This window comes from Virgibacillus proomii (assembly GCF_900162615.1).
Taxonomy (GTDB): Bacteria; Bacillota; Bacilli; order Bacillales; family Amphibacillaceae; genus Virgibacillus; species Virgibacillus proomii.
This window is the reverse complement of the sequence record NZ_FUFN01000004.1, coordinates 1-1,131: the sequence shown is the minus strand read 5'-3', so window position 1 is coordinate 1,131 and position 1,131 is coordinate 1. Positions and strand designations below refer to the sequence as shown.

Genomic DNA, 1,131 nt, shown 5'->3' with positions numbered 1-1,131 from the left:
CCTAGATAAAACAATACGAAGAGCTGATGAATTGGGACTTATTACAATTGTTTGTGCTGACACGGTACAACAATGTAAGGCAGTTGCAGAGTTAGAGCCTAATATGATTATTTGTGAACCAACCAGTTTAATTGGAACCGGTACTACGAGTGAATCGTCTTATCGAAAAGAAACAACATCTGCAATCAAACATGTGAATTCAGATATCCTGGTTCTTCAGGCAGCAGGTGTAAGTACCGGAGAAGATGTCAGACAAGTTATTCGAGAAGGTGCGGATGGTACTGGTGGAACAAGTGGAATTATTAAGGTTCCTGATTGGGAAGCAAAATTAGAAGAAATGGTAAGTAGTTTATAAAGGAGCGGTACGCTTCGAATGTTAATCCATAATCCAACATTTAAAACCCATCATACGTACTATTTTGCTTAGTCCAATCATTATTAAATAAACAGCAATCACCCATTGCACGGAGCATATACTCTTGGTGATTGGAGGAAACAGTGTGAATTCGATGGAAAAAAAGTACTCCAAGCGGAATCATTGCAGGTGATTTAAGCCTCTGAAGGAAAAGATGTAAGAATACAATATGGCTTTCTGGAATCAACAAACACCAACAATACAGAGGCAGAGCTCATTTTGTTCAATTGAGCCGCACACGACACATAAAGAAGCTTTTCTTGTCTCCATCTTGTGGATAATATACAGGACGAAGGAATGTACGGATAACAAGGAGAAATTGTATATTTTTTTACCAAATATATTCAATTTGGTTGTTAGGATGAATAACAATAAGTTGGAATATTCTGTATTATAGGTTTAGCCAACCATTTATAATTAAATATTTGAAAGAGAATAAGAACATTTGGAAGATATTTCAATGATATATAGGAGGAACATAAATGATTGTTTATAACGATACGTTAATCATAACTTCAGTAGGAAATAGAGTTTCATACCATGAGATTACAGATCAAATTAGGGAAATTGTTAAGAAAAGTAAAGTGAAAAACGGCTTATGTGTCGTTTCTTCACCACATACAACTTGTTCTGTATTCTTTGAGGAATATTCACATGATAGGAACTATGCGGGTGATGAATATCTTCAAGTTGATTTAAATAATGTTTTAGAGAAA

Annotated in this window: 2 protein-coding genes; both read left to right on the top strand. The window is 34.9% G+C overall.

Translation table 11 applies throughout. The annotated features are described in order from the left end of the window. The coding region (locus tag BN1066_RS20025; protein WP_245799654.1) for a triose-phosphate isomerase at positions 1–355 on the top strand (355 nt) is incomplete at its 5' end. 542 nt (positions 356–897) lie between these two features. Continuing rightward, the coding region (locus tag BN1066_RS00025) for a YjbQ family protein (RefSeq protein WP_143695709.1) at positions 898–1,131 on the top strand (234 nt) is incomplete at its 3' end.